The organism is Chryseobacterium sp. 22532, assembly GCF_052044665.1.
GTDB classification, from domain to species: Bacteria; Bacteroidota; Bacteroidia; order Flavobacteriales; family Weeksellaceae; genus Chryseobacterium; species Chryseobacterium lathyri.
This window is the reverse complement of sequence record NZ_JBQENJ010000004.1, coordinates 434,935-461,452: the sequence shown is the minus strand read 5'-3', so window position 1 is coordinate 461,452 and position 26,518 is coordinate 434,935. Positions and strand designations below refer to the sequence as shown.

Annotated in this window: 23 protein-coding genes; 13 read left to right on the top strand and 10 right to left on the bottom strand. The window is 36.7% G+C overall.

All coding sequences use genetic code 11. The annotated features are described in order from the left end of the window. Position 1: 1 nt before the first annotated feature. Both ACTJIV_RS13435 and ACTJIV_RS13430 read right to left on the bottom strand, forming a co-directional pair. Positions 2–607, bottom strand: coding sequence for a SatD family protein (locus tag ACTJIV_RS13435; RefSeq protein ID WP_111953320.1), 606 nt, complete (start codon positions 605–607; stop codon positions 2–4). 161 nt (positions 608–768) lie between these two features. Next, on the bottom strand, positions 769–2,634 hold the full coding sequence (locus tag ACTJIV_RS13430) for an endonuclease (protein ID WP_440628050.1): 1,866 nt from the start codon (positions 2,632–2,634) through the stop codon (positions 769–771). A gap of 192 nt (positions 2,635–2,826) precedes the next feature. Between ACTJIV_RS13430 and ACTJIV_RS13425 the strand changes: the two genes are divergently transcribed. The 9 genes from ACTJIV_RS13425 (at position 2,827) to ACTJIV_RS13385 (ending at position 11,303) form a co-directional block, all read left to right on the top strand. After that, positions 2,827–3,966: an acyl-CoA dehydrogenase family protein gene (locus ACTJIV_RS13425; protein WP_440628048.1), complete on the top strand. Its 1,140-nt coding sequence runs from the start codon at positions 2,827–2,829 to the stop codon at positions 3,964–3,966. Between the two features lie 17 nt (positions 3,967–3,983). Then, complete coding sequence (locus ACTJIV_RS13420; protein WP_111953314.1) at positions 3,984–4,481, top strand: DinB family protein; 498 nt, start codon at positions 3,984–3,986, stop codon at positions 4,479–4,481. A 192-nt stretch (positions 4,482–4,673) separates the two neighbouring features. After that, a complete protein-coding gene (locus tag ACTJIV_RS13415) occupies positions 4,674–7,604 on the top strand; it encodes a reprolysin-like metallopeptidase (RefSeq protein WP_440628046.1) in 2,931 nt (976 codons plus the stop codon). Between the two features lie 400 nt (positions 7,605–8,004). After that, complete coding sequence (locus ACTJIV_RS13410) at positions 8,005–8,718, top strand: hypothetical protein (protein ID WP_440628044.1); 714 nt, start codon at positions 8,005–8,007, stop codon at positions 8,716–8,718. Positions 8,719–8,728: 10 nt separating this feature from the next. Beyond that, the gene (locus ACTJIV_RS13405; protein ID WP_440628042.1) at positions 8,729–9,148 is read left to right on the top strand and encodes a hypothetical protein; all 420 of its coding nucleotides are present in this window, start codon (positions 8,729–8,731) and stop codon (positions 9,146–9,148) included. 315 nt (positions 9,149–9,463) lie between these two features. Further along, on the top strand, positions 9,464–9,931 hold the full coding sequence (locus ACTJIV_RS13400) for a nucleoside triphosphate pyrophosphohydrolase family protein (protein WP_073063272.1): 468 nt from the start codon (positions 9,464–9,466) through the stop codon (positions 9,929–9,931). 1 nt (position 9,932) lies between these two features. Then, positions 9,933–10,499: a TlpA family protein disulfide reductase gene (locus ACTJIV_RS13395; protein WP_223559529.1), complete on the top strand. Its 567-nt coding sequence runs from the start codon at positions 9,933–9,935 to the stop codon at positions 10,497–10,499. 2 nt (positions 10,500–10,501) lie between these two features. Then, positions 10,502–11,107, top strand: coding sequence for a DUF4230 domain-containing protein (locus ACTJIV_RS13390; protein ID WP_440628039.1), 606 nt, complete (start codon positions 10,502–10,504; stop codon positions 11,105–11,107). A 13-nt stretch (positions 11,108–11,120) separates the two neighbouring features. Then, on the top strand, positions 11,121–11,303 hold the full coding sequence (locus tag ACTJIV_RS13385; protein WP_034730159.1) for a hypothetical protein: 183 nt from the start codon (positions 11,121–11,123) through the stop codon (positions 11,301–11,303). A 355-nt stretch (positions 11,304–11,658) separates the two neighbouring features. Here ACTJIV_RS13385 and leuB read toward each other — a convergent pair whose 3' ends face one another. Genes leuB through ACTJIV_RS13365 form a run of 4 tightly spaced genes read right to left on the bottom strand, consistent with a single transcriptional unit; the run spans position 11,659 to position 15,967 of the window. Next, the gene (gene leuB, locus ACTJIV_RS13380) at positions 11,659–12,783 is read right to left on the bottom strand and encodes a 3-isopropylmalate dehydrogenase (protein ID WP_440628037.1); all 1,125 of its coding nucleotides are present in this window, start codon (positions 12,781–12,783) and stop codon (positions 11,659–11,661) included. Further along, entirely contained in the window at positions 12,764–13,369 is a 606-nt protein-coding gene (gene leuD / locus ACTJIV_RS13375; protein WP_223559533.1) for a 3-isopropylmalate dehydratase small subunit, read from the bottom strand. Before leuD ends, leuB begins: the two co-directional genes overlap by 20 nt. A 16-nt stretch (positions 13,370–13,385) precedes the next feature. Further along, positions 13,386–14,774 carry a 3-isopropylmalate dehydratase large subunit gene (leuC, locus tag ACTJIV_RS13370; RefSeq protein WP_440628035.1) on the bottom strand — a complete coding sequence of 463 codons (1,389 nt, stop codon included), beginning with the start codon at positions 14,772–14,774 and terminating at the stop codon, positions 13,386–13,388. Positions 14,775–14,803: 29 nt separating this feature from the next. Next, on the bottom strand, positions 14,804–15,967 hold the full coding sequence (locus tag ACTJIV_RS13365) for a 2-isopropylmalate synthase (RefSeq protein ID WP_440628033.1): 1,164 nt from the start codon (positions 15,965–15,967) through the stop codon (positions 14,804–14,806). Positions 15,968–16,113: 146 nt separating this feature from the next. Between ACTJIV_RS13365 and ACTJIV_RS13360 the strand changes: the two genes are divergently transcribed. After that, positions 16,114–17,658 (top strand): hypothetical protein, encoded by a 1,545-nt coding sequence (locus ACTJIV_RS13360; protein ID WP_440628031.1) that lies wholly within the window; start codon positions 16,114–16,116, stop codon positions 17,656–17,658. 93 nt (positions 17,659–17,751) lie between these two features. Here ACTJIV_RS13360 and ACTJIV_RS13355 read toward each other — a convergent pair whose 3' ends face one another. Further along, on the bottom strand, positions 17,752–18,768 hold the full coding sequence (locus ACTJIV_RS13355) for a dipeptidase (protein ID WP_440628029.1): 1,017 nt from the start codon (positions 18,766–18,768) through the stop codon (positions 17,752–17,754). Between the two features lie 224 nt (positions 18,769–18,992). On the opposite strand from ACTJIV_RS13355, the gene thrS reads away from it, so the two are divergent. Both thrS and infC read left to right on the top strand, forming a co-directional pair. Further along, the gene (thrS, locus tag ACTJIV_RS13350) at positions 18,993–20,912 is read left to right on the top strand and encodes a threonine--tRNA ligase (RefSeq protein WP_111953290.1); all 1,920 of its coding nucleotides are present in this window, start codon (positions 18,993–18,995) and stop codon (positions 20,910–20,912) included. A gap of 158 nt (positions 20,913–21,070) precedes the next feature. Next, positions 21,071–21,571, top strand: a complete 501-nt coding sequence (gene infC / locus ACTJIV_RS13345) for a translation initiation factor IF-3 (RefSeq protein WP_172617123.1) — start codon at positions 21,071–21,073, stop codon at positions 21,569–21,571. Between the two features lie 307 nt (positions 21,572–21,878). Here the strand turns inward: infC and ACTJIV_RS13340 are convergent, their stop codons facing one another. Further along, positions 21,879–22,439 (bottom strand): hypothetical protein, encoded by a 561-nt coding sequence (locus ACTJIV_RS13340; RefSeq protein WP_440628026.1) that lies wholly within the window; start codon positions 22,437–22,439, stop codon positions 21,879–21,881. Between the two features lie 263 nt (positions 22,440–22,702). Here ACTJIV_RS13340 and ACTJIV_RS13335 point away from each other — a divergent pair, with 263 nt between their 5' ends. Next, positions 22,703–23,224, top strand: coding sequence for a hypothetical protein (locus tag ACTJIV_RS13335; RefSeq protein WP_440628024.1), 522 nt, complete (start codon positions 22,703–22,705; stop codon positions 23,222–23,224). A 253-nt stretch (positions 23,225–23,477) separates the two neighbouring features. Here ACTJIV_RS13335 and ACTJIV_RS13330 read toward each other — a convergent pair whose 3' ends face one another. Both ACTJIV_RS13330 and ACTJIV_RS13325 read right to left on the bottom strand, forming a co-directional pair. Next, positions 23,478–24,107: a response regulator gene (locus tag ACTJIV_RS13330; protein ID WP_440628022.1), complete on the bottom strand. Its 630-nt coding sequence runs from the start codon at positions 24,105–24,107 to the stop codon at positions 23,478–23,480. A gap of 1 nt (position 24,108) precedes the next feature. Further along, positions 24,109–26,316, bottom strand: coding sequence for a tetratricopeptide repeat-containing sensor histidine kinase (locus tag ACTJIV_RS13325; protein ID WP_440628020.1), 2,208 nt, complete (start codon positions 26,314–26,316; stop codon positions 24,109–24,111). Positions 26,317–26,518 lie beyond the last annotated feature (202 nt).

The window sequence follows — 26,518 nt, the reverse complement described above, 5'->3', positions numbered from 1 at the left end:
CTTACAGTTCTGAGATTTTCTTTCTAAAATATTGATTAGTTTCTACGATAAGGTCGTAGTTGGCGCGTTTCAGTCTCTGGCTTACCGAGGACTGTGAAATAGCAAATTTTCTGGCGAGATCTTCCTGTGTGATATCCTGGTTCATGATCATTTCGTGAATGATCTCTGCCGTGGCTACCGTCCAGCTGTCGAAATCTTTTGAAGACCATTTCAGAAGGATATTCAGATCCCTGTCTACAGCTTCGTTTGAGGTTTTTATAGAAACGGTGTGCCCGTCACTTTTAAGGTCGTTGAGCAGTCTTCCGGAATGTACATAGGCCGTTCCGTTGGATTCGGTGATTTTTTCAGAGGAAAAATTCTCTTCACCGATGCCTATTGCAATTCTTACATCTAAATTTTCCTGACTTCTTATGAGGGACTTAATGGCTAGAAAACGCCAAAATACTTCATCAATACTGCACTTGAACTGAAATTCATCTCCTCTGTAGATTTCCCATGCAAGTGGTGAGCTTCCCCAGTTTTCCAGGAGATTCTTGAGTCTGGTGATCCAAACTTCTGTGTCTGCATGCTGTGAATTTATAATATCACCGGTTATGACCGCTATCATTATGCAAATATAAGCATAATTACTTATAAATAAAAAATATAAGCAGAAACACTTATAGATATTGATTATTAGTGAATCTGCTTATATCAATGATGCTTTAAATAATAACTTCATCAGTATATTTTATGAGATTGCTTCGCTCCGCTCGCAATGACATTTACTTATTTTTTGATAAACTGATACGTTTTATCATCAAGTTTTAAGAGATATAATCCTGTTGAAAGATTCTGTATGGAAATATTTTTCTTATTTCTGAACGGATCATTTTCTGTATAAATTACTTTCCCCGAAAGATCCAATACCTGAGCTGTTTTTATATCCTGAGTTTCTCCGCTTACAAAAAGATCATCATGAACAGGATTCGGATATATTTTAAACTCTTTGTTGGAAGTAATCAGATCGGTTGCAGATAAGGTTCCCCCCAGATTCTGACAATAATTTGCGGGATAGGAATCCCACTCACCGACAGTGAAAGTAGTTGTTGGCTGGCTTACCGTAGCTTTTCTGTAAAGAGAAACATCTCCGTATGAATTACTTACAAACTTGCTTCCTATAGCATCAACTGTTGCTGACTTATAGGCCAGCTCTACATATTGGGTTCCTGCAAAAGTCAAAGCGTCACCTGCTGTAAGAAAGCGTGCATCATTATTGGTGTAACATGATAATGCAGATTTAGGGTTTAGAATGACGAAATTTTCGTTATTAGGTATTTTTCCTTCAAGTTCAAAACTGTTACCAAAATAATAAGAATCATTTACACTATTGTAATATTGTACTTTTATGCTGTAATTGTTTAAATCTACTTCATGGCCCGTCTTATTTACAATTTCCAAAGCTTTGTTGTTACCCGTCCCTTCAATATATTTAACGATAAAAAGATCCTTTGAATTTGTATCTGCAGCTGATGTGGATACAGTAACTGCATTACTGTCAGGAGACTGCAAGTAGCCCTGATCATATGCTTTTACCGTAAATGAGTAAGAGGTAGAAGGTGTCAGATGATCAATAACTATTGATGTAGATTTTGTGGTGGTTAATAAAATGCCATTCTGATAAATATTATATCCGATAACATCTGAGCTTGTACTTGGTGACCATGTTAAATGAGTAAAATAAGCTCCGGATTGAATGGAATTTAAATTTAAAGGAGCCTGTGGCGACAAAGCATCAGGGGTCTGCGCCCAAATAGAATTTACCCATTGAGGGTTATCAATAAAAGGATTTCTGTTTTTCTGAATGGTATAAATGGCATTATTTCGGTCTGTTTCCCTTTGAGATACAGGATCCTGAAGGTGCCATTGAAGAAGCATCGAAATATAGGCAGGATCAAAAGCCCGTTCTGCAGTTCCATCCAGGGGAGATCGGTCTATCGCAGGATTAATATTGGTTGAGTAATTAAATGAAGGCAGTTTACCTTCATATCTTACAGCAAAATAGAGCAGCATCCTAGCAACATCTCCTTTAAATTCATCCACAGGCTCATACACTCTATTCGTATAAATATAACCGGGAATAGCACTATTGGCAATTTTGGATGAGTTTGTAAATGTATAATGAACCGTGGAATTTCCGACACCATAAGGGTAATTATTTCTAAGCTGATTGATTCTTGCATCCGTAGGGATCACAAAATGTAAATCAGAATACATAGGATAATCACTGTTAAAAGTACTTTGCGGAACTACATGTTCTCTGTTGTATCCCAATCCTTCAGCACCTGAAGTACTTATTAAGCTGGCTGATGTATATTCATAAGAATCAGGGCCGGAAGGGATCTCTGAATAAATATCCAATAAAATAGTAGTATTGGCTGGTCCATGATCATAATATTTATCCAGATCTGTCTGATTATATAGATTGGGTAAATCACCATAATGCCAGTTGACATTTTTTTCAGAAATAATATCGTGCAGCTTAGATTTCAGTGCATAGCCTGTAAGCCCTACTGTTCCGTCATAATAACCGGCAGGAGCCTGGGCAACAGCAAATGATGAAATTAAAATGACAGGTAGTAAAAGTTTTTTCATCCTTAAAAATTGGGTGACTAAAATAGTAAATTAAAACACTTGAAGTTCTGAATTTTTTATTAAAAAATCATTAATTATCAAAATATAAAAAATTGATTATTAAAATATTGCGTATATAGCCCTATGAGCTAAATAATTATTTTTGGCTTTCCGTCAATTTAATTATCTTTGGGAACTAACTATTTTATCTATATGAACACAGAGACTATTGACAACATTAAAATGATAGCAGAAACAGCAAGAGAATTTGCTGAGAAAAATATCAGACCGAATATTATGGAATGGGACGAGAGCCAAACGTTTCCAAAAGACTTATTTCACCAGTTGGGAGAAATGGGATTTATGGGAATTGTAGTTCCTGAGCAGTACGGAGGTTCCGGTTTAGGCTATCATGAATATGTTACTATTCTGGATGAAATCTCTCAGGTAGACCCATCAATTGGTCTTTCTGTGGCAGCACACAATTCACTTTGCACCAATCACATCTATGAATTTGGAAATGAAGAGCAGAGAAATAATTGGCTTCCGCAGCTTGCTTCAGGAAAAGTGATCGGAGCATGGGGATTAACAGAGCACAATACAGGTTCTGATTCAGGAGGTATGTCTACTACTGCTGTAAAAGACGGTGATGAGTGGATCATCAACGGAGCGAAAAACTTTATTACTCATGCTATTTCAGGAGATATTGCCGTAGTAATGACAAGAACAGGTGAAATAGGTGCTAAAAATAACTCTACTGCTTTCGTTCTGGAAAAAGGAATGCCTGGTTTTACTTCAGGAAAGAAAGAAAACAAACTGGGAATGCGTGCTTCTGAGACCGCTGAACTTATTTTTGATAATGTGCGTGTACCGGATTCACATCGTTTGGGAGAAGTAGGAGAAGGATTCAAACAGGCTATGAAAATTCTGGACGGGGGTAGAATTTCTATTGCAGCATTAAGTTTAGGAACTGCAAGAGGAGCTTATAAAGCGGCTTTAAAATATGCTAAAGAAAGACATCAGTTCGGAAAAGCAATCGCTGAATTCCAGGCTATCAACTTTATGCTGGCAGATATGGCTACTGAAATTGATGCTGCTGAACTTTTGATTCAGAGAGCTTCAACATTGAAAAATGCTAAGCAGAAGATGACCAAAGAGGGAGCAATGGCAAAACTGTATGCTTCTGAAGCTTGTGTAAGAATTTCCAACAATGCTGTTCAGATTTTCGGAGGTTATGGATATACAAAAGACTTCCCTGCTGAGAAATTCTACAGAGATTCTAAATTATGTACTATCGGTGAAGGTACATCAGAGATCCAGAGACTGGTAATAGGAAGAGACATTACAAAATAATTTAAATACACTCACAAATGATCAAACAAGCCCTCCTAGGTGAATTTCTGCATGAAGCAGAAAGCACAAGAAATCTTTTAAAAGCAATTCCTGATAGTGCTTTAAACTGGAAGCCATCTGAAAAAAACTGGACTACCGGACAATTAGCTTCTCATATTGCAGAAGTGTATAACTGGTATGATTCTACCTTTAATCTTGATGTTTTTGATATGGGAACTTATCAATATGACAAAGGTGATATTTCTAAAGCCGAGAATATTTTAGCAAAATTTGAAGAAAACGTTGCCAAAGCTCAGAAAGTTTTAGAAAATTCAGATGAAGGCAACTATTTTAACGAATGGAAAATGGAAATGGGTGGAAATGCACTTTTTCCTCCTATGCCAAAAATTCAGGTGATCCGTTCTTTTTTATACAATCACTTATATCATCACAGAGGTGAGCTGATTGTTTATCTGAGAGCAACAGGAAATACCGTTCCTGGTTTATACGGACCGACTGCTGACGACCAGATGTAAATTTAGACTTATATTAAGATAAGTAAATAGCATACGTATTTTGCGTATGCTATTTTCTTTTTTTGAGATAATATATTTTCAATGTATTGCATAATAAATTAGATGTATACTCTAAATTTTTCTTAAATATTTTTGTTTTTCGTAAATTATTTTTTATTAGCTTTGATATTCCACAATCTAAATGAATAATTTATGAAAAAACAACTATCCATGATTGGAATGCTTCTTATTACGGGCATTTCTTTCGCGCAGACTGATCGTCTCTGGAGTGAAGGTTCAAAAAAAGCACCTTCAGAAATTTTTGAAAACAAAACCTCAATTAACAATCCGAAAATCTATAGTCTAGATTTTGAAGGATTAAAAAACGCTCTCAACAGAGCTCCAAAAAGGCTTGCCCCGGGAGAAAAATCAGAAATTATCATTTCTTTTCCTAATTCTGAAGGAAAGATGGAGAATTTTAAAGTAAGAGAAAATTCAAATTTTGACCCTCAGTTAGCTGCGAAATATCCGGATATTAAATCTTATGTAGGTGAAGGCCTGACGGATTCCAATTCAACAGTTTATTTCAGTATTTCCTCACTTGGTCTTTCTTCTATGGAGATTTATGGTGACAAATCTGCAGTTTTTATTGAACCCTACGCCAAAGATCTTTCGTCTTATGTTGTATACAGAAAATCGGACAAAAAAGACGATCTCAATAAATTTGAATGTACAGTTATCGACGTAGCTCAAAAAGGAGTATCCAATAATACCCAAACTGCCAGACCGAATGCAGATGATGCCAAGCTGAGAACATTCAGGTTAGCTCTTTCAACTACAGGAGAATATACAACGTATTTTGGAGGTACTAAAGCAAATGCTCTTGCTGCTATTAACAATACAATGACCCGTGTAAACGGTGTTTTTGAAAAAGATTTTGCAGCAAGAATGGTTCTGATCGCCAACAATGACGCTGTCATTTACACCAATGCTTCTACAGACCCCTATTCTGCAGCTTCAGGAATGAGCAACTGGAATTCACAGCTTCAAAGCACACTGACTTCAGTGATCGGGGAAGCCAATTATGACATCGGGCATTTATTCGGAGCTTCCGGAGGTGGCGGAAACGCTGGGTGTATTGGATGTGTTTGCACAAACGGTTCAAAAGGAAGCGGATATACTTCACCGGCAGACGCTATTCCTTCAGGAGATAATTTTGATATCGACTATGTTGCCCATGAAATGGGACATCAATTTGGAGGAAACCATACCTTCTCTATGAATAATGAAGGAACCGGTGCTAATATGGAACCGGGCTCAGGATCAACCATTATGGGCTATGCAGGGATTACTGCTCAGGATATCCAACCTCATTCCGATGCATTTTTCCATGCGATAAGCATTCAGCAGATTACCAATAATATTAAAGCTAAAACATGTCCGGTAAGCACTTCTACAGGAAATGCCATTCCTACAGCGAATGCCGGCCTTGATTATACCATTCCGAAAGGAACACCGTTTATGCTTACGGGAACAGGAACTGATGCTAACGGAGATTCATTAACTTACATTTGGGAACAGATGGATAATGCATCATCATCCCAAACCGGAGCAAGCTCTGCAGCAAGTGCTACCAAAGCATCAGGTCCTACTTTCAGATCATGGACCCCTACCACTTCTCCAACAAGATATTTCCCAAGAATGGCATCCATCTTAACAGGAGGCACTACTACTGCAGGTTCAGAAATTACAGTGGAAGCACTGTCCAATGTAGCAAGATCTTTAAATTTCAGATTTACCGTTCGTGATAACAGAGCCGGAGGTTCAGGAAATAATTCTGATGATGCCCTGATTACTGTAAATGCAACAGCAGGACCTTTCAGTGTTTCATCACAAAATTCAGCTACTACCTATTCAGGAGGAAGCTCACAAACCGTAACATGGAATGTGGCGGGAACAACAGCCAATAATGTAAATGCGGCGAATGTAGATATCCTTTGGTCAACAGACAGCGGAAATACATGGACTACCCTTCTTGCCGGAACTCCAAATGATGGAACGCAGGCTGTAACTATTCCAAATTTGTCTACGACAACAGGAAGAATTATGGTAAAAGGATCCAACCATATTTTCTTTGATGTAAACAATGCAAATATCACTGTAAATGCAGGTTCAGGAGGCACAGATACGGTAGCTCCTACGGCTCCTACCCTTGCAGCTTCCGGAACTACATCTACTACGACTAATCTTTCCTGGAGCGGCGCTACGGATAATGTGGCGGTTACAGGTTACGATGTTTATCAAGGTGCTTCATTGATCGGTTCCACAGCATCTACAACCTATACGGTAACAAGTTTAACACCTGCCACAACATACAGCTTTAGTGTTAAATCTAAAGATGCAGCAGGAAATGTATCGCCTTCAAGTAATACAGTAAGCGTTACAACACTTTCCGGAGGTACGGTAACTTACTGCTCTTCTTCTGCAAGCAATACAGCAGATGAAAGAATTGGAAATGTGAAATTCGGAACTATTAACAATACTTCAACAGGAACTGCGGGATATGAAAACTTCACTTCAGTTTCCACCAATGTAACAAGAGGAAGCGCTTACACTATCTCAATAACTCCAACATGGACTTCAACTGTTTACAGCGAAGCTTATGCTGTATATATTGATTACAACGGTGATGGTGACTTTACGGACAGCGGAGAATTAGCTTGGTCTAAAGCGGGTTCTACCACTACTCCTGTAACAGGAAGTATTACTATCCCTGCAACTGCAACTGTTGGTGCTACAAGAATGAGAGTCATGATGAAGTATAGTTCTATACCTACTTCTTCATGTGAAGCTTATACTTATGGTCAGGTTGAAGATTATACCCTGAATATCGTTTCTTCAGGAAGAGGAGAGCTTACTGATACCAAAGATCTGATCACTGATATCAAGTTATATCCAAACCCTGCAAGAGATATATTACATATTTCAAACACGACGTCAGAAGATTATAAAATCTTCGATATGGGTGGAAAACTAATCAATTCAGGAAAATTGGAAAGAGGTAGTGTAAATGTAAGCGGACTTATCAAAGGCGCTTATATGATCCAGGTTGGAGAAGCTGCCAAGAGATTCATTAAAAATTAATAACCATTAAGTAAATACTTTGGAAGACTGCCTTCGGGCAGTCTTTTTTTATGCCAGATGATTTTAAAAATTCCCACGGAAATTTACAATGCAAATTAAACTTCAAAAACAACGCATAAGTGTTTAAAATTTACTTATAATTATTTATTTAAATAAAATTCATTAAAATTTAAAAATTTTAATTTAAATTTATCATTCAAATTTCTTTGTACCGTTACTCGATCAGGCTAGATACATTCTTATATTGGTCTTTCAATTCATAACATATAAGCCTCTCATCCTAATTTTTATTTCTCAAAATGATCCTGCAATGATAAATTGTTGAAGTAAGCTTATTTCATAAAACCAATATTTTAAATTAAAGAACAGCTTTAAAAAAATAACTATAAAAACTTTTACCATGAAACATTTATTTAAGTACATCTTTTTATTGACAACTGTATTATTTTCAGTTGCCTGTAGTTCGGACAATGAAGAAACTGATCACCCTACGGGAGTCGTTACCCATGTGTTCTATAAAAACGCAGATGAATTCGCTTTAACCTACGATCCGACCGGAACTGTAAGCCAGGCCATCAGAAATCAGGCATTTGATTTGTATAAACTGGGGAAATGGAGTGAGTTAGAAGCATTATTCAACGCTAATAATCTTAATGGTGGTTGGCCTCCTGCAAACGGCGGGTACAATATCGTTGATGATGTCCCGTTTCAGGCAGGGCAAAAATTCGACAGGTATAGTGGCGCTATTGGCAGCTATGACGGAACAGGCGTTCCTACTTTAGGAGGAAGCTTTACAAGCCCGATCATCAATGGATATGTATATACTTTCTCACAAAGAGCTTTAAATCAGCCTGAAAATAAATATGATTTCTACTATGAAATAGATGTCCTGAATAATTTACTACCTTTCAAGTCTCAAACGGCTGATGTCATTCCTTGGTTTAACCAGATTGGCGGAGGAAAACAGACGATGTGGAAAATCCCGATTGATGTTACAACAGGCTATCAAAAAACATGGAATAAGCTGGCACAGGAAGGATATGTAAAGATTACCATCAAGAAAAGTCCGAGCGGAAAATATAACAATCAGATCGGCACAGTGATTCAGCAATAAATAAACTCAGATGTATTCAATATCAAAAAAAATAAAACTTATCAGGCAGGCGGCTATTGAAAAAAATCATTTCAGCAATGATGAAACAGTTCCGGCTGCTGAAACAAAATTTACATGTTGTGATTGTGGTCAGGAAAATTCAATTGAAATATTTCCTTATAAATCCGGATTCCCGATTTTTGAGATTTACAATGAAGATAAAGTTTTATCCAGAAATGAATTATTAGAAAACAAAATCGTTACTGAAACTTCCCGTAGAATATTATATCTTGGAGAGTTAACGGTAAGTGATTTACCTACCCTATATTTTGGAACAGACTGCAGATTTTGTCAATCAAAATATATCTGCGTATTCAGTTACGGGGAATGGCAGCCGGGATTAACACTTTTAAACATTTCCGGTATCTGGAAATATGAAGAACTGGAATAGCTGTTTATATTCTTAAACCATTAAGAAAAGTTAAGAAAAATCAAGAGAATTTTTCAAGTAAATCCTTAAAACGGCGAAGCTCATCTTAATATCCTTAAAAGCTTAATCATCCTTAATGGTTTAGAATTAAAGGTTCAAAAATTTTCATTAATACATTTCAAAATTAAAAATATAATCCACAGTTTAAACTGTGGATTGTTAGTGAAAACACGTTTGTAGTCAACGATTATTTAACCTTTTATCAGAACAGATATCTAATGGGTATTATACATTTTCCAAAATCGTTTTCTATCTTTGCTGTAAATAATAAAATTCATGGATAAAATTGACAGTCTGAACCAAGTTGCAGAATTCCACACCACTTTTAAAGCCCCTATTTTAGATACACCACAAATCCCGTCTCAGGAAAGATGCAACCTTAGAGTTGAGCTTCTTCAGGAAGAATTAAATGAATTAAAACAGGCTATTGCTGATAATGACATCGTAGAAATTGCTGATGCCCTGTGTGATCTTCAATATGTTTTAAGCGGAGCTGTACTGGAATTCGGACTTGGCAATAAATTTGTAGAGCTATTCAACGAAGTACAGCGTTCCAATATGTCTAAAGCATGCGATAATGCAGAACAGGCAGAGGAAACTGTAGCATTTTATAAAGAAAAAGAAGTAGAATCTTTTTATGAAAAATCAGGAGAGAAATTTAACGTCTACAGAAAAGCAGACCATAAAGTTCTTAAGAATAAGTACTACTCCCCTGCAGATTTAAAAACAATTATCGAAAAATAATATGAAAAAATTTATTACCAATATTGTTGCCGTTTCATGTCTTGTTTTGGCTTCCCAGCAGTTCAGTGCCCAGAAAGTAGTGATGAACCGTGAAGTAGAAACTCAGAACGATGGCAAAATGCTTTTGGGAAATCAGTTCAAAGAGCAGTTCTTAAAGGCTCCGTATGCAGACTGGTATGTGAAAGAGCATGACGAATATGCCATTGACCAAAAGGCAATCGGTGAACTTAGAAAAGCCAAACTCACTTCGTATTCTCTTGTTGTTTTTATGGGGACCTGGTGTGAAGACAGCCACAGAGATTTCCCAAGACTGATGAAAATACTTGAGGAATTGAAATATCCTGATAACAAACTGACGATCATTGCTGTTAACCGCAAGAAAGAATCTCCTACCGGAGACGAGGTACGCTATAATATCCAGAAAGTCCCTACTATTATTGTAGAAAAATATGGCAAAGAGATCGGAAGAATCATAGAAATGCCTACCAGCGGATATATTGAAAGAGATCTGGTAAACATTCTGAAAAAAGATGACAGTTCGGTAATCAAAGAAATTTTTAACAAATAGTGTTGAGAAATTACAAAGTAATCCTATCATTTGCAGCGGGAATTCTCGCTATGCTGATCCTGTTTTTCGGGCTTAAATCATGTTTTAATCTTGGTGAAAAGACGGAGAAATCGGATTATTATATTCTGACCAACCAGATTTCTAAAATGAACAAAATGGTCGTCATGGAACAGAATGTGTCCAGCATGCAGAAAACCAAGATGGGCTATGAGGTGTTTGGTAAAGAAGTTTCAAACAACAGCATTATTACCTACACCAAAACCAATGCACAGGTTTCTTATGATCTTAATAAAATGAAGATAGAAGTAGATTCTATCAACAAAAAACTGGTTATCACTGAGCTTCCCGATGCGGAAATAAGAATTACTCCAAGCGTTGAGATCCAATCGCTGGACGATTCTTTTTTCAACAGGATCTCTGAAAAAGACATTAAAAATGTGACCCAGAAGGCTAAAGAAACTGCGGTTAAATCTATTAATGAGAATCAGCTGAGAACGGAAGGCCGCAAACAATTAATGGAAAATCTTAATAATATTTTCGTTTTGGCAAAAGCTTTGGATTATACCATAGAAGATGAAACCGGCAAGCTCGGTGTTTTAGGACTCTAAAAAATGTAAAGCTATGAATTCAGAAGACAACAAAAAAAAGGAATCTGCCAATTCAGCAGAAACGAAAAAGCAGAATCAGGATTTTCAAAATATTCCTGCTTCCTCCGAAAAAAGCAATCCGCCTGATATTGATAAAGAAGATGTTCAGAAATCTTCCAAAAATAAATCGGGAAAAACGGATAACACTAAAAAATAAACGAAAAGATTCCACTCAAGTGAGTGGAATCTTTTTTATTGGAAATTTTAAACCATAAAAGTCACAAAAGTTTTTTTGTTTTTTTAACACTTTAGAACACTTTAGTTTCAAAGTTTTATATCCTGAAAATATTAAGTACACATAAACCTAAAATCAAAGATTTTAATATAACTTAAGTATACTTCATATGCGTAATGTATTAACCTTAAAATAATTAAAGTGTTCAACTAAGCTTTTGTGACTTTTGTGGTTTAAAAAGCATGTTCTTGTAAATCTTAAGCAGATGAAAACGAAAGATTCCGCTCAAATGAACAGAACCTTTCTTACTAATCTATTATTATATGGACTTAAATGATCATACGATGGTAGATTTTCCGATCTTGATATTTTCAAAATTGTAATAAGATTTCTCAGAATACTTAATATAATCTGCAATGAAACTACCTACTTCACTTGTAGAATAATGTTGCTCAGCATTAAGGTCTACCGTAACATACCTGTTTTCAATAGCATGCTCTACTGCCCTTCTTAATTTATCTGCCGCTTCCGGAAGTTCAAGATAATCAAGCATCATAGCTGCGCTTAGGATTGAGGCCACAGGATTAGCAATACCTTTTCCTTTAGCCTGTGGATAAGAGCCATGGATTGGCTCAAACAAAGCATTCTCTTCACCTATTGATGCTGATGGCAAAAGCCCGATGGACCCGCCAATAACACTGGCTTCGTCAGAAATAATATCTCCGAACATATTTTCGGTCAGGATAACATCAAACTGTTTGGGGTTCAGAACAAGTTGCATAGCCGCATTATCAACAAATATATAATCCAGCTGTACATCAGGATATTGAGTGGCAATTTTCTGGCAGGTCTTTCTCCAAAGTCTCGAAGTATCCAGAACATTAGCCTTGTCGATCAGCGTAAGCTTCTTTTTCCTTTTTTCAGCTTCCTTAAAAGCCATATGGGCAATAGGAACAATCTCTTCCGTGCTGTATTTACAGACATCATAAGCATATTTACCATCCGGATCTGTAAATTTTTCACCGAAATAAATACCACTCACAAGCTCCCTGAAGATCTGGATATCCGTTCCCTCGATAATCTCTCTTTTCAAAGGACTCTTATCAATCAGTGAAGGATAAGTTTTCAGAGGTCTGATGTTAGCATACAATCCCAGTTCTTTACGGAGCTTCAATAGTCCCTGCTCAGGTCGTACCTTTGCTTCAGGATTGTTATCAAAAACCGGATCTCCAATCGCTCCAAACAGAACAGCATCCGAATCTTTGCAAATCTTTAATGTTTCTTCTGGAAGTGGATCACCAGTTTTAAAAATGGCTTCAGCACCCATTAATCCATAGGAAAACTGGAACCGGCATTTAAAGACTTCAGCCACAGCATCCAATACTTTAATACTTTCACTGACCACTTCCGGCCCAATCCCGTCGCCGGGAAGAACTACTATTTTAAAATAACTGTTGCTCATACTTTTGTGTTTTTAGTTCAAATTGTTCTATAGCCTGCTTTTTGCTGATTAAAAAATCAATATCATCATAGCCGTTCAGCAGGCATATTTTTTTATAGGAATCAAGCTCAAAAGTTTCGGTTGTATCCTTAAAGCTTACCGATTGTAATTCCACATCAATGGCAATTTCATTATCAGGATTTTCCTGGATTCCTTCCAGAATTTCTTTTAAAAATTCTTCAGAAACTTTCACAGGGAGAAGTCCGTTGTTCAGGGCATTTCCTTTAAAGATATCAGCAAAATAGCTTGATATGATTACTTTGAAGCCATAATCTGTCAAAGACCAGGCCGCGTGTTCACGGCTGCTTCCACAGCCGAAATTATTTCCCGCAACAAGAATTTCACCACTGAATTTAGGATTGTTTAAAACAAAATCCGGATTCGGTTCTCCTGTATGAATATTGAATCTCCAGTCTCTGAACAGGTTCTCTCCAAAACCTTTTCTGTCAATGCTTTTAAGAAATCTTGCCGGAATAATTTGGTCTGTATCTATATTTTCTGCCGGCAGCGGTACTGCACGGGATTTTAAAACAACTAATTTTTGCATGTACTTTTTAATGGATTTAGTTTAAATTTTCAAAAGCAGAAATTTTACCTTCTATCGCTGCTTTTGCTGCAGTAAGCGGACTGGCAAGAATTGTTCTCGCGCCTTGTCCCTGTCTGCCTTCAAAATTCCTGTTTGAGGTTGAGACACAGTATTCTCCCTCAGGAATTTTATCATCATTCATTGCCAGACAGGCAGAACATCCAGGTTGACGGATCTGGAATCCAGCATCATTGAAAATCTTATCCAATCCTTCTTCATGGATCTGCTTTACAACCTGTTGAGAACCCGGAACAATTAAGGCCTTTACATTTTCGGACTTACTTTTTCCTTTGATATACTGTGCTGCAGAGCGGAAATCTTCTATCCGTGCATTGGTACAGCTTCCGATAAATACATAATGTACTTTAATGCCGGAAATTTCCTGGCCAGCCTTTAATCCCATGTATTTTAAGGCTTTTTCTTCAGATTCAGTCTGAGGAACCGGAATGACTTCGTGTACTGAAATTCCCATTCCCGGGTTGGTTCCGTAAGTAATCATTGGGAAAATATCCGAAGCATCGAATGTCAGCTCTTTATCAAAAACAGCGCCTTCATCCGTTTTTAAAGTTTTCCAATAGGCCAGTTTATCTTTCCATTCTTCTCCTTTAGGCGCAAATGTTTTTCCTTTTACATAATCGAAAGTGGTTTGATCCGGTGCGATCATTCCTCCTCGTGCTCCCATCTCAATACTCATATTGCAGACAGTCATTCTTCCTTCCATGGACATTTCTTCAAAAACATTTCCGGCATATTCACAGAAATATCCTGTTCCACCATCAGTTCCGATTTTGGAAATAATATAAAGGATGACATCTTTTGCCTGAACATTATCATTAAGTTTTCCATTGACTGTCATCCTCATTGACTTCGGTTTATTGAGCAGCAAGCACTGACTGGCAAAGACCTGAGCAACCTGGCTGGTTCCAATCCCGAAAGCTATAGCGCCAAAAGCGCCGTGTGTAGAGGTATGACTATCGCCGCATACAATACTCATTCCCGGCTGGGTAATTCCCAATTCGGGAGCAATGATGTGTACGATTCCCTGATACTGATGTCCCAATCCGAATAATTCGATATTGTTTTTTTTGCAGTTTTCCGTCAGCTGTTCTACCTGATTTCTGGACAGTTCATCCCGAATAGGCTGTTCCTGATTAAGGGTCGGAACATTGTGATCTGCCGTAGCTACGATCTGCTTTGGTCTGAAAATTTCAAGATTTCTGGCTTCAAGTTCTGCAAAAGCCTGAGGGCTGGTTACCTCATGGATAAGGTGTTTATCTATATAAATGATTTGAGGGCCGTCGGGAATCGTTTCTATTACGTGAGCATCCCAAACTTTGTCAAAAAGTGTCTTTTTATTGTTGTCCATATTCAATTCTCGTTGATTTTAAATCAATATTATCCTATTTTCCGGCTGCATGTTTCCATGATCATGTACAGATCGTCATTTTTAACTTCTTTCTTTCGGTCCGCAATTTTTAAAAATTCCTGATACAAAAAGTCAAGTTCATTTTTGGTGATATCATAACCGATATGCTTAAATCTGTATGCTAATGCAGAACGTCCGCTTCTCGCTGTAAGAATAATAGATGAAGCATTGACGCCTACTTCTGCTGGATCAATAATTTCATAGGTTTCACGGTTTTTAATGACTCCATCCTGATGAATGCCTGAACTGTGTGCAAAAGCATTGGCTCCTACGATAGCTTTATTAGGCTGTACTGGCATTCCCATCAGATCTGAAACCATCAAACTCATTTCATTAAGCATTGTTGAATTGATATCTGTATGAAAATTTAAGTCCTTATGTTGTTTTAAAATCATGACCACTTCTTCCAATGCTGTGTTTCCAGCCCGTTCTCCCAAACCGTTTATCGTACATTCGATCTGGCGTGCTCCATTGATGGCCCCTGCAATGGAATTAGCTGTAGCAAGACCTAAATCATTATGGCAATGGCACGACAGAATTGCTTTTTCAATACCTTTTACATTTTCTTTCAGGTATTTTATTTTCCGACCATATTCTTCGGGAAGGCAATAACCTGTTGTATCCGGGATATTCAAAACGGTGGCTCCGGCTTTAATTACTTCTTCGCAGACTCTTGCCAGGTAGGCATTATCGGTTCTTCCTGCATCTTCCGCATAAAATTCTACATCTTCTACATAGCTTTTGGCATATTTTACGGCTTCTGCTGCCCGCTCCAGAATATCCTCACGTGTTGAATTGAATTTATATTTAATATGAGAATCAGAAGTTCCGATTCCTGTATGAATACGAGGCCTCTTTGCATACTTTAATGCCTCAGCAGCCGTATCAATATCTTTTTTATTAGCTCTTGTCAGTCCGCAGACTTTGGCATTTTTTACCAGTTTTGAAATTTCAGAAACAGATTCAAAATCTCCGGGGCTTGAAATCGGGAAACCGGCTTCTATTACATCAATTCCTAGCTTATCGAGCCTTTCTGCTATAATCAGTTTTTGTTTTGTGTTCAGTTTACATCCGGGAACCTGCTCCCCATCCCTCAGCGTTGTATCAAAAATTTCGATTTTTTCGGAATTCATAATGAAGTTTTTTACTTAATTTTGATCAAAACTACTGCTTACAATATTTTTACATTTTCACCTTGACTGAAAATTACAATATTCAACAGCCGGAAAAATAACTACATTTACTTAATAATCAATTTATTACATTTTATAAATTTACAATGGCAGAATTGCAGAAAGATTTTTTGTTTGTACTGATTAAGTCATTAACCACTTCTGAAAAACGACAGTTCAGGCTGTATGTGAATCGCCTCGGAATTAATGTTGATGCCAAATTTCTGCTCCTTTTTTCGGAACTGGATAAGATGAAGGAATATGATGAGCAGATCATCATTGAGAAAAAAATTTCTACCAAACAGCAGCTTTCCAATCTGAAAGCCCATCTTTATAAGCAGATCCTCGTAAGCCTACGAATGAATCCCAGTCATCAGAACTACAGGATACAGCTTCGTGAACAGCTTGATTTTGCAAATATTTTATATCAAAAAGGACTTTATAAACAGGCTTTGAAAATACTGGATAAGACCAAACAGTCTGCCCTGGAACTGGATGAAAAAAGCATTGCGTCTGAAATCATCAATCTTGAAAAAGTCATTGAATCACAATTTATTACCCGAAGCATTGAGGGGCGTGCCGATGAACTGATTAAGCAATCTACAGAAATCAGCAAACAGAATCATTATGCAACAGAGCTTTCTAATCTGTCGCTGAAATTATACAGTGAAATGCTTACGTATGGCTATGTGAAAAATGATACAGACCGGGAAAAAGTATTGAATCTGTTCAATGATCAGATTAAGAAAATTAAACTAGATCACCTGAATTTCACAGAAAAGCTTTGGTATTTCAAAGCTCATGTGTGGAAAAACCAGTTGCTGCAGGATTATAAATATACCCTGAAATATGCCTATCAGTGGGTAGATCTCTTCCACAAGAAACCAGAGATGATCATCAGCCATCCGGTGTGGTATATTAAAGGAAACACTTACCTGCTGAAAATTCTGTTCCTTTATGGAAATATTGATATCCTGGAGGAGCATTTTGAGCATTTCAATACGATGGTCAATTCACAGAATTTTGCTCAGAATGAAAATCTGCAGGCACTGATCTTTCTTACCCATTACAATACTTTAATGAACATTCATTTTGTAAAAGGTGAATTTTTCACAGGGACAAAACTTATCCCTGAGATTGAACTGAAGATGGAAAGACTTCGGGAAAAAATTGACGAGCATCATTTTATGATCCTTTATCTGAAAATGGCAGCCATGTTTTTCGGAAGCAAAAAGTTTAAAAAATCCATCGAATATTCCATGAAGGTTGTTGAGTGTAAGGGTAATGTTCAGGAAGATCTTCTATTCCACACAAGAATCCTGATTCTAATGGCGAAATATGAATCCGGGAATGATGAAGATTATGATGAATTCATCAATTCTACCCTTAAGTTTGCCCGAAAAATGAAGAAACCGGAAGCATTTCATTTTGAAAGCATTCAGTTTTTTAAAAACATTAACAGTCTGGTATTAGATCAACATCATAAAGCTTTTGATGCTTTTGATGAAGTGCTTGATGGATTTTCTAAAAATGAATATTACAGGAGATCACTGTTCTATATTGATATCCATGGCTGGGTAAAATCTAAGGTGAAAAACGTGGATGTGATAGAGATTATCAAGCAGAAAGTAAGATATAAGAGAAAGAGTTAAAAATCCTGCAGATGGCTCCGATAATTTCAACCAACTACAGGGTTTTCGTTTTTTTTAACAGTATCTGATGGATGAAGAGCCGAAGCCACCAGACTAAAACTTAAATCTTTCTATAAAGTCCAATGCATTTTTATGACTGATCTTTTCCATTATCTCTGTGGAAAAATCTTTTTCAATTCTGCTGTTGGTGGTGTTAAATAATGATGCATTATCATAGCCTTCAAAGAAAAAGGGATAGCGGGATTTATCCGGATGCCCTTTGTCGTAGAAAAAATCTGCACCATAGGCAATGGCATCCTCTCCTCCCAGATCAAGCCCATGTCGAATATGTTCATATAATCTCTCCGGATTCTTTTCATCAAGCCATTCACGGATAAGGTTGAGCCCTATCAGCCCTTTCCTTTTAATAATTTCTTTCGCCAGTTCATCCGGAAGATTTCTTTTTTTGTTCTGAATATTCCTGTAATTGGAGTGGCTTGCTAAAATAGGAATGTTATAATTTTTTTGGTCTACATAATTAAGAATATCATATGCCAGCTGATCACTTGTGTGGGAAAGATCAATAGCAATTCTCCGGTCTGCAATATAGTCGATCAGGACTTTTCCGTCATCCTTCAAGCCGGCTTCAGAGTTGTTCCCTCCCCCAAAACGGTTTTCAGTGTGGTGGGTAATTCCCAGGTAAAGAATTTTTTGTGTGTTTTCGATGATGGTTTCCAGATTTTTAAACCCTGCTTCCAGAGTATCATCTTCTCCGCAAAAAGCAGATGCATTTTCAATGGAAGCTATAATACCTACTCTATCTTTGTTTTCAGTATTTTTATAATTCCCGTTTTCAAACAGGAAGAAGTTTTCATCCTTTAAAAGGTCTGAAAATATTTCACTCTGTTTTACACCCTCAACGGTACTGTTTGCATCTGTTGATGCATATATTGCCATAACCTGGAGTTTTACATTCCCTTCTTTTAGATACGGGAGTGAGCATCCCAACTCTCTGTCATCAATTGTGGAGCCCGCTTTTAATAAATAGTATAATAAATCACAGTGCAGGTCAATATTAAAGTTTTTCATATCATCGTACATATTATCGTTTCTTTTTCTTTGAATTATCATAGAATTTACAGCACAAAAACCTCATTATCACAGCATTGTTACTACAAAATAACGATAATGTCAGTGTATTTCTTTATGAAAAATTCAGATTGGGGATAGATACATTTAAAATAACGGATCTAAATTTGAAGATTCAATAGTAATTCTTAATTCAAATATACTTTAAAAATAGCATATTATTTAAAAAATGCGTATTTTTGCATCTTAAAATTTCTTAGTAAACAATGATAAAAATTACACTTCCAGACAATAGTGTCAAAGAATTCGAAGGAGAAGTTACTCCTTTAGATGTGGCAAAATCTATAAGCGAGGGATTGGCTAGAAATACCATCTCCGCAGTTGTAAACGGCAAACAAGTAGAAACGACCACACCTATAACCACGGATTCAACGGTACAATTGTTAACCTGGAATGATGATCTTGGAAAGAAAGCGTTCTGGCATTCTTCTGCCCACCTTCTGGCGCAGGCTATCCTTGAATTTTATCCTAATGCTAAGCTAACCATAGGACCTGCCATTGAAAGCGGATTCTATTATGATGTGGATTTCGGGGACGAGAGCTTATCTGAAAAGGATTTCGAGAAGATTGAAAAGAAAGTTTTGGAAAATGCCAAGAAAGGTTCCACATTCTCTTTATATCCTGTTTCCAAAGAGGAAGCATTAAAAACATATGCAGATAATCCTTACAAAGTTGAGCTTATTACGAATCTTAATGACGGAGAAATCACTTTTGTAACACACGATGATTTCACAGATCTATGTCGTGGAGGACATATTCCCAATACAAGTATTGTAAAAGCGGTTAAGATTTTAAATGCAGCGGGAGCTTACTGGAGAGGAAATGAAAAAAATCCTCAATTAACAAGAGTTTATGGTATTTCTTTCCCTAAACAGAAAGAGCTTACTGAGTATCTTGAAAAACTGGAAGAAGCCAAGAGAAGAGACCACAGAAAACTGGGTAAGGAACTGGGCATTTTTGCATTCTCTGAAAAAGTGGGTGCAGGTCTTCCGTTATGGTTACCAAAAGGGACTGCTTTAAGAAGAAAATTAGAGAATTTCCTTTCTGATGCTCAGAAAAAAGGAGGTTATGAGTTCGTCATGTCACCACATATCGGGTCAAAAGAATTGTATGTGACTTCCGGACACTGGGATAAATATGGTGCAGACAGCTTCCAGCCGATTAAAACTCCGAATGAAGGAGAAGAATTCATGCTGAAGCCTATGAACTGCCCTCACCACTGTGAGATCTACAAAACTTCGCAATGGAGCTACAGGGATCTTCCGAAGAGATATGCAGAATTCGGGACTGTTTACAGATATGAGCAAAGTGGAGAGCTTCACGGGTTGACAAGAGTTCGTGGATTTACTCAGGATGATGCCCACCTTTTCTGTACTCCGGATCAGCTTTCAGAAGAGTTTGAAAAAGTAATTGATTTAACACTTTATGTGTTCAAATCATTAGGTTTTGAAGATTTTGTAACTCAGGTGTCTTTAAGAGATCCTGATAACAGAGAAAAATATATCGGTTCTGATGAAAATTGGGAAAAGGCCGAAAACGCAATCATCAATGCAGCTGAGAAAAAAGGATTAAAAACCATTGTGGAATACGGAGAAGCTGCCTTCTACGGTCCAAAGCTGGATTTCATGGTAAAAGATGCCTTAGGAAGAAAATGGCAGCTGGGAACCATTCAGGTGGATTATAATTTACCGGAAAGATTTGATCTTCACTACATCGGAAACGATAATGAGAAGCACAGACCGGTGATGATTCACAGAGCACCATTCGGTTCTATGGAACGTTTTATCGCAATCCTTTTAGAGAATACTGCAGGTGATTTCCCGTTATGGCTAAGCCCTGATCAGTTCATTATTCTCCCGATCAGTGAAAAATATGTAGATTATGCAAAAAAAGTTTCACAATTTTTGGAAAATCACGATATTAGCGGTCTGATTGATGACAGAAATGAGAAAACAGGGAAAAAGATCCGTGATGCAGAGTTGAAAAAGATTCCGTTCATGTTGGTTGTAGGTGAAAATGAGGAGAATGACGGCACAATTTCTGTAAGAAGACGTGGTGAAGGTGATCTTGGAGTCATGAATATGGAAGATTTTGTTTCTTACTTTAAAAAAGAGGCAGCAATCTAAGAACATTTAAAGAATAAGGAATTGAAATAAAAAATTCATCTTTTTAATTTTAAATGTTTCAATTAAAATTAGTAATTAACCAATAAAATTATAATACAATAGCACAAAGATTTAACAACAGGGGCCCACAGAGACGTCCGGTACAGGAGGACTTACACTTGATCAACGATAAAATTCGTGTGAGAGAGCTTCGTTTGGTGGGCGATAACGTAGAGCCGGGAGTTTATCCGATTGACAAAGCAAGACAACTTGCCACAGAGCAGGAACTTGATCTGGTAGTAATCTCCGATAAGGCTGAGCCTTTCATTGCAAGGATATTAGACTATAAAAAGTTTTTATACGAGCAAAAGAAAAAGCAGAAGGAACTAAAAGCTAAGCAGGTAAAAGTGGTTGTAAAAGAGATCCGTTTCGGACCTCAGACTGATGATCACGATTATGAATTTAAGAAGAAGCATGCTGAAAAGTTTCTTGAAGAAGGTTCAAAATTAAAAACCTACGTATTTTTTAAAGGACGTTCAATTATCTTTAAAGACCAGGGAGAAATTTTGCTTCTAAAACTTGCTCAGGAATTGGAGCATGTTGGAAAAGTAGATCAGCTTCCAAAACTTGAAGGAAAAAGAATGATCATGATGATGAGTCCTAAAAAACCAGCTAAATAGTTTTAACAGACTCAATGTCTGTTACTTATTATATAAAAAACCTCAAAATATTTTGAGGTTTTTTTATATTAAAGTTTTCAGGGAAAGTTTTAAAAGATATAGAAAAAAATAGTTGATCCGGATCAATCGTTAAAGTTGAGGAAGCTAAATTTACTTACGAATAAAATGATTATATAGTATTGTGTTTTTATATAAGTAGATCATTTTAATGTAAATTTCTTTGAATAACTAAAGATTCTCCCTCAACTTTTAAGATTGATATGTTGTGAGTCAACTGCTTATTTTCAAAATAATTTATAAGATTGTGTTATCCTTCAAAATCTCCACAATCATGCTCTTTGAAAAGAGACAAAGCTTTGTGGGTTGTAAAATATCTGGATATTCTTTTATTATTTAATTCCAGCTTTTGACCTTCTATAGTCAGCTCGTAGACAGGTGCTTTATCTATTTGGGTTAAAATATATGTTCTTTCTGATGTTTTTAAAATAGTTTTGCTTCCTTCGATAGAGAATGAGAACTCATCAATTTTAAAAGTATCATTCTCATCGCAGACATTGGTCCATATCATTTTATCCTTAGTGATGGATAAGCTTGCCAAATCGCATGAATAACAATTGCCGGAAAATTCTATACCATATTTTTCATACGTATTTGTGCTTTTGCTGTTTAATACATCAATAGGAACCAACGCTGAAAAATCAGTCGGCATATCAGCTTTTGAAATACGATCCTTTACCGAACCGGACGTCTGAACAGTATCTTTTTTTACCGTTGTAGAAGCTAACTGGTCTAATTTTTTTTCTGTAGAAGGTGAACAAGAAGCCAGCAAAGCTATCACAAGTGAAAAGTTGATTATTATATTTTTCATGTGTCTACAATACTTAATTTATCTTTTGTAAAATTCTCTAAAATATACCATTTAACATATCCCTGCTTTCAGCCATTTATATCTATCTTAAGCCGTTTTGTTAGTTGATGCTTTGAATACACCATCCCCTTAAAAACAAGATAAAAAACCCCTGAAACCAGCCAGTGTTTATGGAGCTGAAGTCCAATATCTTTGCTGCAGTTATTTAAAGAGATATAATGAAAAAAGTAAGTTTAACCCTCCTTTTTTGTTTACTAAGTTGTTTGTTTTTTGCACAAGCGTTAAAAGTAGTTATTAAACAAGACGGCAAAGTCATTGAACCTGTCAATGATGTTTACGAACTGAACAAAACTGCTTTCCTATTCGAAATTACTTCTGTCAATCTGGAAGGTTTTTTAATTGGAGCCACTACGGATAAGGATATCTATACGGCTGCTGCAGGTCTTTATAACCCCGAGGTTCCATGGTTTCAGAATACGGGAATGGCGGAGGAATTATATAACAAAGACAAAGAGCTGTTTTTGATGGATACGGCACCATCCTATTGGTATTATACCGATGCCAAAGATCATAGGTTCGATAAAAACCCTAAAGGCAGTTTAAAACAATGGACGGCTACGCGTACCATTACAAGGTTTTATGACATTATGGCGGACCAGGCAATCAATTTAAAAGATTTTGACGGAAATGCTTATGTATTCATGTATGAGTCTATATATAATGATGAATATGACTTAACAGGAAAGAAAAACCTATTTCAAGCTGTATTGAAATTCAAAGATTAATTATTACACACCTAATTATTTGATTTATATAAAAAAGGTCTGCTTTACGATGTAAGCAGGCCTTTTTTGATAAGGATTTCAGTATCTGATGTTATATTTAAGCAAATACTTCACTGCTTCTTTCTAAGCATATGCGTATCCTTAGAGCTTCATCAGCGACTTTGTCGTTTTCTTAGCTCCCTTATTAATAATTAATCAAATCTTATCTTTGCGTTTTATAAAAATTCCAGATTTCAGTTCACAAGAGTCCTATCTATTCGATAATCAAACCGTATTCTATGGCCAGTTTAATGGCTGAACTAAGATTAGAAGTCTGAAATTTTTCAATAAGGTTTTTCCGGTGACTTTCTACGGTGTGCGGGCTGATGAAAAGCTTTTCTGCCATTTGATTGGTCGTGAGTCCTTTCGCTACTTCGGCTAAAATTTCTTTTTCTCTTCTCGTCAGTTTTGGAATCTGATGTAGCCCATCCGCGGATTTTTTCTCCAAAACAGACTTGGTTTGCGAGCATAAAAACCGGTTACCTGCATATACAGCATTAATACCTTCAAGAATTTCGGAAACTGAAGCATTCTTCTGGATGTATCCCAAAGCGCCTTCAGCCAGAGTGCTGTTAATCACAGGCAGCTCATTATGAACGCTAAGCATAATAATCCGGAGATTCCCGTACTTTTTCTTTAAAGGTTTTATGAGTTCGATACTGTTGGTATCTACCAGGTTAATATCCAGCAACAAAATATCGACAGCCTGTTTTACCAGGCCTGCATTCATTTCTGAAACGCTTTTGAAACAATCTACTACATCTATCGTATCGCTGTTTCCTAAAATATTCTTTAATCCTTCCAATAGAAGTGGATGATCGTCTGTTATGGCTACTTTTATCATGTTAATGAATAGGAATTTGAAGTTCTATACTGGTCCCGATATTCAATTCGGAGGTGATGTTCATCGTTCCTTTTAAAAACTGGACCCTTGATTCTATATTATGAAAACCTGCCGTTTTTCTTACATCTAAGCTTGCAGGGTCAAAACCTTTACCGTTATCCTCCACCGTAAGATGTAATACATTTTCTTCTTCACTTATCTGAATAATAATTTCAGAAGTATCGGCATGTTTTATGGCATTATTGACCAATTCCTGAATGATCCTGTATAAGATCAGTTGCTTGTCTTCTGGTATGGAGTTACTGTAATTAATAAATTCGGTATGGATGTCTAATGCGCTGTTGGACATGCGAGTGGCAAACTCCTGGATAGCTGCTTCTAAACCGTATTTCATTAATAAATCGGGCATTAAATTATGTGCTACACGTCTCAGCTCTTCCACAGCACCATCAATCTGGTTAATTGATTTTGAAATTCCATCCTCTATATTTTCGGATTGATGGAGATCTAAAGAAGACAGCTGAAGTTTAGTTCCAGAAAGCAGACCGCCCAATCCGTCATGAAGATCACGGGCTAAACGGCCTCGCTCCTGCTCCTGTCCCTCCAACAATGCAGTAAGCGTAGATATTTTTGAATTCTGTTTCTCTTTTTCCATGGCTAAGGCATGCAGCTCGTCTCTTTGTTTCATCGATTTTGCACGTTGCTTGTAGGCATACAGCAATAAGACGATCAAAACGATGAAAATAAAGATAAAAATAATGTAATAGGTATTGATCTTTTCCTTGAATGTCAAAAGCTTTTTATAGTTGCTGATGTCATTATTTTTTTGCTTGGTTTCTAATTTTGCCAACCGGAGTTGCTGCTCTTTTTTCTCCGATTCAAGCTCTGAAAATTTCAGTCGTTCCCGCTGGTTTTCTTCCACCAGTTTTAAATTGTTGTAAACCTGTTCACGTTGTGCCCGAAGAATATTGATCAACCTGATTTCTTGTGCTTTTTTATCACTTTCCAGCTGGAGCTTTATGTACTTCTGTTCCTGTCGTTCTTTATCAAACTGCGATTCCAGCCTTTTGGTAATATCCAGTTTTTCCTGATCGTAAATACTTTTGTATTTATCTACATAGCTTTTATAGTATGTCAGCGCTTCTTTGTAATTGCCTTGTTCTTCGCTAATTCGGGATAAAGATTCAAGAATAGATAATTCTATATTATGATCTCTGACCGGGCTTTTCTCAATTTCCATAGAGGCTTTTAGAAAGTAAGACTTGGCTAAATCATAATTTTTACTCTGCAGGGCCAGTTCTGCCAAAATCCCAAATGAAGAAGCAATATGAATGGCATCACCGGTTTCCAGGCTCACACTATTGGCTAATTGCGCATATTGCATTGCCCTATCTCTATTAAACTCAGTATATAAATTCGCTAAATTGATGGCGGCATATGAAAGACTGCTCCTGTTGAGCATAGCCTCTTTATTTTTCTTGAAAGTTGCAATAGACTGTAAATAATATTGTTCTGCCTTATTTCTCAACGCTGTGTCCGATGGATTTTGAGCGTATTTCTGTTCATATACGTAACCCATCCGCATATAGGCATCGAAGATGAGATTAGGGTCATTTTGCCTGGATGCCAACAGCAAAAACTGTTTACTGTATTTTTCTTCCAGCTGGTATTCATTAAGGTTAGAATAAATAGTGGACAACTCTTTAGCCGCGTTGCCAAATCTTCCGTACAGTGTAGAAGTTGTGGGCGAGTTTTCGTAATAGTCGATGGCTTTTAAGTAAGCAGCAACAGCATCGGGCGTTTTATTATTACGGATCAGAATCCAGCCCTTTGCATACTGGAAGTAGCCTTTAGCTTCGCTGCTGCTCGTTTTTAAACTATATATCCTTGCCATGTCCAGGCTTTTTAAAGATTCAGTTTCTTTATTATCAAGCCGATAATTCATAGCCTGTACAGCATACAAAATGGTAGCGTATTTTCCATCGGCCTGTTTGGTTGCAATGGGAATGCTTGTTTCTAAAATCTGGTAAGATCTAGATTTAAATTTATGGAAAAATAAGGCAGTAGCGAATTTGGGAGCCAGATTTAATTGCTCTGTCGTATTTTTTGAAGCATGGTCATATTCCTTTTCTAATTTGCTTAAAACATTCTGTGCCTGAGCAAAAAACGGACAAATACATAAAGTAAAAATAAGTAACAGCCTGTACATCAAACCCTTGTCTCTATTAAGTTTTATTCAATTAAAAAACGTAAATATAGGAAAATACCCGCTAACCTGTTTCGAAATAGTGTTTCTCAGGCCATAATCGTTGAGTTAAAGATAATCAAAGGTATTAGATAAAAATATCCCTGATAATGGGGTTTTTTAGTTTATTCCGTTTTATCAGTTATACTTTAATCGCATAAGATAC